Below are 6601 nucleotides of genomic sequence, written 5' to 3'. Positions count from 1 at the left end.
GGCGGCGCAGCGCCGCCGCCCAAAGCGTGAGGAAGAAGACCGGGACGCCGATGGCGGCCGTCATCGTGAAGAACCCGGCATAGCCCGCCCACTCGACGAAGACGCCGGAGAAGCCGGCGAGGAACTTCGGCAGGATCAGCATCAGCGAGCTGAAGAGCGCGTATTGGGTCGCCGTGTGCTCACGGCTCGTCAGCCCCGAGAGGTACGCAAGGAACGCGGAGCTCGACAAGCCGCCGGCGAGATTGTCGGCGGAGACGACCGCTGCGAGCACGACGACGTCGTGCCCGGCGTGCGAGAGCAGCACGAAGAGGAGATTCGTCCCGCAGGCGAGGATCGCCCCCAGGGCGAGCGTTCTCATCGTGCCGAAGCGCATCGCGACGACGCCACCGACGAAGGCCCCGACCAAGGTCATCACGACCCCGAAGACCTTCGAGACGGCCGCAACCTCGGCCTTCGTGAAGCCCATGTCCTGATAAAACGGGTTCGCCATGATTCCCATGACGACGTCGGAGATGCGGTAGGTGGCGATCAAGGCCAGGATGACGAACGACGCCTTCCCGTAGCGGCGGAAGAAGTCCGAGAAGGGCTCTACCACGTAGCGCGCGACCTTCTCGCTCCAGGAGAGCCTGGGCGAAACCGCCTTGGCGCGGGATTCGGGTTCGGGGGAAAGGAGCGTCGCCGTGAGGCCGAGAAGAGCGCTCGCCGCCATCGCGCCGTAGCTCCAGCGCCAGGCTTCGCGCATGTCGGCCCCCTGGGTCTCCGCCCAGGCGGCGATCGCGAGCGCGCCCGCGCCCGCCCAGATCATCGCGATGCGGTAGCCCGTCTGGTACGTGGCGGCCAAGGCCGCCTGCTTCTCCTCGGCGGCGCTCTCGATGCGGTAGGCGTCCAAGGCGATGTCCTGCGTGGCGGAGCACCAGGCGGTGCAGAGCGCCGCGACGGTCATCATCGTGAGGTTCTGCGCGGGATCGGTCGACGCCATCACGAGAAGCCCCGAAGCGACGCCCGCCTGCGAGAGCGCGAGCCACGAGCGGCGGCGCCCCAAAAGGCGCCCGAGCACGGGGAGCGTGAAGCGGTCGACAAGAGGCGACCACGCCCACTTGAAGCCGTAGACGAGGCCCACCCACGAGAGAAAGCCGATCGTCTTCAGATCGACCCCGCTCTCGCGAAGCCAGAAGCTCAAGGTCCCCAGGATGAGCAGCAGCGGCAGCCCCGAGCTGAAGCCGAAGAAGAACATCCGCAGAGCCGCGGGTTCGGCATAGACCGCCAGGCTCTCGCGCCACCCCTTCGCCGTCATCCGCCCAGCACCTCGCTGCGGTCCAAAATCCAGCGCCATTCGCCGGGCTTCATGTCTTCAGGGAGCCGGTACGCGCCGAAGGCGCTCCGGTGGAGCGCCTCGACGCGGTTCGAGCACGCGGCCACCATGCGCTTCACCTGGTGGTACTTTCCTTGGACCAACGTCATCCTCAGGTGCGTGGGCGTCACCAATTCCGCGGCCTTCGCGGCGACGGGCTTCGGATCGTCGTCCAACACCACGCCCGCCGTGAGCTTTTCGCAGAGGTCCGGCGCCGCCGGGTGCTTCAGGGTCACTTCGTAGACCTTGGGGACGTGCCGCTTCGGGTGGATGAGACGGTGCTGGAGCGCCCCGTCGTCCGTCATGAGGAGAAGCCCCGTCGTGTCGACGTCCAAGCGCCCCACGGGCTGAACGTTGCGGCGGCGGAGCTGCCCGGGAAGAAGCGTCATCACGGAAGGATGCGCCGAAGGCTTCATCGAGCACTCGTACCCGGCGGGCTTGTAGAGCGCGATGATCGCGTGCTCCACGACGGGCCAGGTTTCGCCCCGGTACGTGAAGCGCATCCCGTCTTCGTCGAAGCGCTCATCCGGGTCGTCCGCGACGCGCCCCTCCACCTCGACGGCACCCGCCGACACGATCGAGCGGCAGTCGTGGCGCGTGCCGAAACCCTGTTCAAAGAGAATGTCCGCGAGCGTCTTCATCAGCGGCCTCCGGCGGTCAGGGCGCCGAGGTCGTAGTCGACCGTGAGCGGCGCGTGGTCCGAGAACTTCTCGTCCTTGTAGATCGAGGTCGCGCGGGCGCAGGAGGCGAGAAGCGGGGTCGCGATCTGATAGTCGATGCGCCAACCGACGTTCTTCGCGCGGGCCTGCCCGCGCTGGCTCCACCAGGTGTACTGATCGGGCCGGGGGTCCAGAAGGCGGAAGACGTCGCGCCAGTCGTGCTCCGAGAGGAGCTTCGTCATCCAGGCGCGCTCTTCCGGGAGGAACCCGGAATTCTTCATGTTCCCCTTCCAGTTCTTGAGGTCGATTTCCTTGTGGGCGATGTTGACGTCGCCGCAGAAGACGATCTCGCGGCCTTCCGCGCGGCGGCGCTCGACGTAGTCGAGGAACTGGTCGAGAAAGCGGTACTTGGCCGCCTGACGTTCGTCCCCGGAAGTTCCCGACGGGAAGTAGGCCGACATCACGATGTGGGTGCCGAAGTCGGCCTCCACGAAGCGCCCTTCGGCGTCGAATTCGCCCCCGAAGCCCGTACGCACCTCGCGGGGCTCTTCGCGGCACCAGAGGGCGCAGCCCGAGTAGCCCTTCTTTTCGGCGGGGTGGAAGTACGCGTGGTAGCCCGGAATCTCGGCCCACGCGGCGGGAACGTCGTCCGCGCCCGCCCTCACTTCCTGCATGCAGAGCACGTCGGCGTCCGACGCGAGAAACCATTCGAGAAGGCCCTTCTTGTGGGCGGAGCGGATGCCGTTGGCATTGACCGTGACGATGCGGTACATGGGGAGGTTCCAGCGAAAGTTCAAAAATCGGGTGTCCTATAATTTACTGATTCTTCCAACCGCATGCCGCCCGGTACACCGGTTTTCGGTCCCGGCGTCGTGTCGCGATATTTCCCCGCATTCTTCACCCATGCAGTCCATCCAGCAACAGTTCATCGAGTTCGCCCTTGATGCGAACGTCCTTCGCTTCGGCGAATTCAAGACGAAGGCCGGCCGCCTCTCGCCCTACTTCTTCAACGCGGGCCTCTTCAACACGGGCGCCCTTCTCGATACGCTCGGGCGCTTCTACGCCGAGACGCTTCTCGCCGCCCGCAACGAAGGCCGCATCGAGTTCGACATGATCTTCGGGCCCGCCTACAAGGGGATCCCCCTTGCGGCGAGCGTGGCGACGAACCTCGCGCGTCTGGGCTGCGACGTGCCTTGGGCCTTCAACCGCAAGGAAGCGAAGGACCACGGCGAAGGCGGCACGATCGTGGGTGCGCCGCTCAAGGGCAAGGTCGTCATCATCGACGACGTCATTTCCGCGGGGACCTCGGTGCGCGAATCCGTCGCGATGATCCAGGCGAACGGCGCGACGCCCGCGGGCGTGCTCATCGCCCTCGACCGTCAGGAAAAGGGCGGCAACGCCGTCGAGATGACCGAAACCTCCGCGGTGCAGGACGTCGAGAAGACCTTCGGCTTCAACGTCGTCTCGATCATCTCCTTGAAGGACCTTCTCGCCTTCATGGAAGGCGACTCGGAAAAGGCCCGCGCCGTGGCGCAGTTCCGCCCGGCCGTCGCCGCCTACCGTGAGCGCTACGGCGCCTGATTCCTCCCGCAGGATCCGTGAAAAAACCGGCCGCGAGGCCGGTTTTTTCGTGCTTGGGGTTCCCCTTCAGCCTCAGCCGAGCTTCTTACGGAGAAGCTCGTTCACCTGCGCGGGGTTCGCCTTGCCGCGGGTCTTCTTCATGCACTGACCCACGAGCGCGTTGAAGGCCTTTTCCTTGCCAGCGCGGAATTCTTCGACCGACTTCGCGTTGTCGCGGAGCACTTCGTCGATGATCGCTTCAAGGGCGCCCGCGTCCGAAATCTGCTTCAGACCCTTCGCCTCGATCACGGCGTCGACGTCCGTGCCTTCGCCCGCCCAGACGGCCGCGAAGACTTCCTTCGCACCCTTCTGGTTGATCGTGCCGTCGGCGATCCTCGCGAGGATCTTCGCGAGGACGGCGGGCGCGACGGGGGCTTCCGCGAAGCTCATGCCTTCCGTCTGATTGACGGCGGCGGAGACTTCGCCCATCACCCAGTTGGCGGCGATCTTCTTGTCGGGGGCGGCTTCGGCGACGCCGAGGTAGTAGTCGGCGATGTCGCGCGAGGCGGTGAGAATCGACGCGTCGTAGTCGGAAAGCCCGAAGTCCTTCGCCATGCGGGCGCGAAGCTCATGCGGCAGCTCAGGCATTTCGTCCTTGACGCGGGCGATCCACTCGTCCGAGATCGTCAAGGGGAGAAGATCGGGATCCGGGAAGTACCGGTAGTCCATCGAGTCTTCCTTCGTGCGCATCTGGCGCGTTTCGCCCTTGTCGGGGTCGTAGAGGCGCGTCGCCTGCACGACCTTGCCGCCGTCCTCGATCAATTCGATCTGGCGGCGGACCTCGAAGTCGATCGCTTCCTGGAGGAAGCGGAAGCTGTTGAGATTCTTGATTTCGCAGCGCGTTCCGAATTCGGTCGAACCCGCCGGGCGGACCGACACGTTGGCGTCGCAGCGGAAGTTCCCTTCCTGCATGTTGCCGTCGGAAATCCCGAGCCAGACGACGAGCGCGTGGAGCGCGCGGGCGTAGCCCACGGCTTCGGCGGAACTCCTCAGTTCCGGCTCCGTCACGATTTCCAGAAGGGGCGTGCCGGCGCGGTTGAGGTCGATGCCGGAGCTCCCCTGCACGAGACCGTGGATCGACTTCCCCGCGTCCTCTTCGAGGTGGGCGCGCGTGAGGTTGATCGTCTTCATGTAGGGGTCGCCCTTTTTCGGCTCCACCGCGAACGTGAGCTTGCCGCCCACGACGACGGGAAGTTCGAACTGGCTGATCTGGTAGCCCTTCGGAAGGTCCGGATAGAAGTAGTTCTTGCGGTCGAAGACCGAGTGGTTCGCCACCTTCGCGTCGATCGCGAGACCGAAGCGGATCGCGCGCTCGACGGCGCCGCGGTTCAGGACCGGGAGGCTCCCCGGGAGCGCCATGTCGATGAAGCAGGCGTTCGTGTTGGGCGCGTCGCCGAACTGACGGGGCGCGCCGGAGAAAATCTTGGAATGGGTCGAGAGCTGAACGTGCGTCTCAAGACCGATGACAACTTCCCACTGCATGATTGCGGTTCCTCGTCGAATTAGTAGCCTGCGGGGTGACGGGCGTGCCAGTCGGTGGCGCGCTGCCAGTGCGCGCACATGCCGAGCAGGCGCGCTTCGGTGAAGTGCTCGCCGAGGAGCTGCACGCCGATCGGACGGCCGTTCGAGTGGATGCCGCAGGGCATCGAGAGGCCGGGGAGCCCCGCGAGGCTGCCGGGCACCGTGTAGAGGTCGGAGAGGTACGCGCTCACGGGGTCGGCGTTGGCGCCGAAGTCGTAGGCCGTGCCGGTCGTGATCGGGCAGAGGATCGCGTCGACCGAGCGGAAGGTCTGATGGAATTCTTCCGCGATGAGGCGGCGCACGCGCTGGGCTTTGAGGTAGTAGGCGTCGTAGTAGCCGTGCGAGAGCACGTACGTGCCGATCATGATGCGGCGCTTCGGTTCGGGGCCGAAGCCTTCGTTTCGCGAGCGCTTCATCATGTCGACGATGTCTTCGTACTGGGCGGCGCGGTGGCCGTAGCGCACGCCGTCGAAGCGCGAGAGGTTCGAGCTCGCTTCGGCGCAGGCGACGACGTAATAGACCGGAACGCCCAACTCGGCCTTCTCAAGCTTGATGTCGACGATTTCGGCGCCTTCGCGGCGGTAGAAGTCGATGACGTTTTCGATCGAAGCGGCGACTTCCGGGTCGAGCCCTTCACCCATCCAGGCGCGCGGCACGCCGATGCGCAGGCCCTTGACGCCGGCGTTCAGGTCACGCGTGAAGTCTTCCGTGGGCTTCTCGACGCTCGTCGAATCGTACGGGTCGAAGCCCACCATGCTGCCCAACACCATCGCGCAGTCTTCGGCGGTGTGGCCGAGAAGGCCCGCCGTGTCGAGCGACGACGCGAAGGCGATCATGCCGAGACGCGACGGACGCCCGTAGGTGGGCTTGATGCCGGTCACGCCAGTGAAGGCCGCCGGTTCGCGGATCGAACCGCCGGTGTCGGTGCCGGTCGCGATCGGGGCGAGCCCCGCGGCGATCGCGGCGGAACTCCCGCCGGAGCTCCCGCCCGGAACGGCGTTCGCGTCCCACGGGTTGTAGACCTTGCCGAAGGCGGAGTTTTCGTTCCCCGAGCCCATGGCGAATTCGTCGCAGTTGAGCTTGCCCAAGCACACCATGCCGGCGTCGGCGAGCTTCTTGACGACGGTCGCGTCGAAGGGGCTCATGTAGCCCTCCAACATTTTGCTCGCCGCGGTGGAAGCCCACTTGCGGGTGACGAAGATGTCCTTGTGGGCGATGGGGATGCCCGTCAGAGGGCCGGCCTCACCCTTGGCGATGCGCTCATCCGCGGCGCGGGCTTCCTCCAACGTCGCTTCGGGGCGCACGTCGAGGAAGGCGTTGAGGCCGCGGTGCGCTTCGATGCGCCCGAGGTAGTGTTCCGCGAGTTCCACGGCGGAAACCTCGCGGGCCTGAAGCGCGCGGGAAAGCGACGCGACGCTCGAGAAAGTGATGTCCTGCATGACGTGTGACC

6 protein-coding genes are annotated in these 6601 nt (G+C 65.9%); 1 reads left to right on the top strand and 5 read right to left on the bottom strand.

Annotated features, from left to right (window positions below; genetic code table 11):
* The 3 genes from HMPREF9440_RS00280 to HMPREF9440_RS00270 form a co-directional block, all read right to left on the bottom strand.
* The coding region (locus HMPREF9440_RS00280; protein ID WP_008540364.1) for an AmpG family muropeptide MFS transporter at positions 1 to 1294 on the bottom strand (1294 nt) is incomplete at its 3' end.
* The gene (locus tag HMPREF9440_RS00275) at positions 1291 to 1992 is read right to left on the bottom strand and encodes a 16S rRNA pseudouridine(516) synthase (RefSeq protein ID WP_008540361.1); all 702 of its coding nucleotides are present in this window, start codon (positions 1990 to 1992) and stop codon (positions 1291 to 1293) included. The genes HMPREF9440_RS00275 and HMPREF9440_RS00280, both read right to left, overlap by 4 nt.
* The gene (locus HMPREF9440_RS00270; RefSeq protein ID WP_008540360.1) at positions 1992 to 2783 is read right to left on the bottom strand and encodes an exodeoxyribonuclease III; all 792 of its coding nucleotides are present in this window, start codon (positions 2781 to 2783) and stop codon (positions 1992 to 1994) included. Before HMPREF9440_RS00270 ends, HMPREF9440_RS00275 begins: the two co-directional genes overlap by 1 nt.
* A 130-nt stretch (positions 2784 to 2913) precedes the next feature.
* On the opposite strand from HMPREF9440_RS00270, the gene pyrE reads away from it, so the two are divergent.
* Positions 2914 to 3591, top strand: a complete 678-nt coding sequence (gene pyrE / locus HMPREF9440_RS00265) for an orotate phosphoribosyltransferase (RefSeq protein ID WP_008540358.1) — start codon at positions 2914 to 2916, stop codon at positions 3589 to 3591.
* Positions 3592 to 3663: 72 nt separating this feature from the next.
* On the opposite strand, the gene gatB is transcribed toward pyrE, so the two are convergent.
* Together gatB and gatA are read right to left on the bottom strand one after the other, a co-directional pair.
* A complete protein-coding gene (gene gatB, locus HMPREF9440_RS00260; protein WP_008540356.1) occupies positions 3664 to 5112 on the bottom strand; it encodes an Asp-tRNA(Asn)/Glu-tRNA(Gln) amidotransferase subunit GatB in 1449 nt (482 codons plus the stop codon).
* A gap of 20 nt (positions 5113 to 5132) precedes the next feature.
* On the bottom strand, positions 5133 to 6590 hold the full coding sequence (gene gatA, locus HMPREF9440_RS00255; protein WP_008540355.1) for an Asp-tRNA(Asn)/Glu-tRNA(Gln) amidotransferase subunit GatA: 1458 nt from the start codon (positions 6588 to 6590) through the stop codon (positions 5133 to 5135).
* Positions 6591 to 6601: the final 11 nt, after the last annotated feature.

This window comes from Sutterella parvirubra YIT 11816 (assembly GCF_000250875.1).
GTDB classification, from domain to species: domain Bacteria; phylum Pseudomonadota; class Gammaproteobacteria; order Burkholderiales; family Burkholderiaceae_F; genus Sutterella; species Sutterella parvirubra.
The sequence above is the reverse complement of the archived record's forward strand: the minus strand, read 5'-3'. Positions and strand labels throughout refer to the sequence as shown.

Bases quoted from the DNA above. Each gene is read 5' to 3' on its own strand.
- HMPREF9440_RS00275 (WP_008540361.1), bottom strand. From the start codon at position 1,992: ATGAAGACGCTCGCGGACATTCTCTTTGAACAGGGTTTCGGCACGCGC.
- HMPREF9440_RS00270 (WP_008540360.1), bottom strand. From the start codon at position 2,783: ATGTACCGCATCGTCACGGTCAATGCCAACGGCATCCGCTCCGCCCAC.
- pyrE (WP_008540358.1), top strand. From the start codon at position 2,914: ATGCAGTCCATCCAGCAACAGTTCATCGAGTTCGCCCTTGATGCGAAC.
- gatB (WP_008540356.1), bottom strand. From the start codon at position 5,112: ATGCAGTGGGAAGTTGTCATCGGTCTTGAGACGCACGTTCAGCTCTCG.
- gatA (WP_008540355.1), bottom strand. From the start codon at position 6,590: ATGCAGGACATCACTTTCTCGAGCGTCGCGTCGCTTTCCCGCGCGCTT.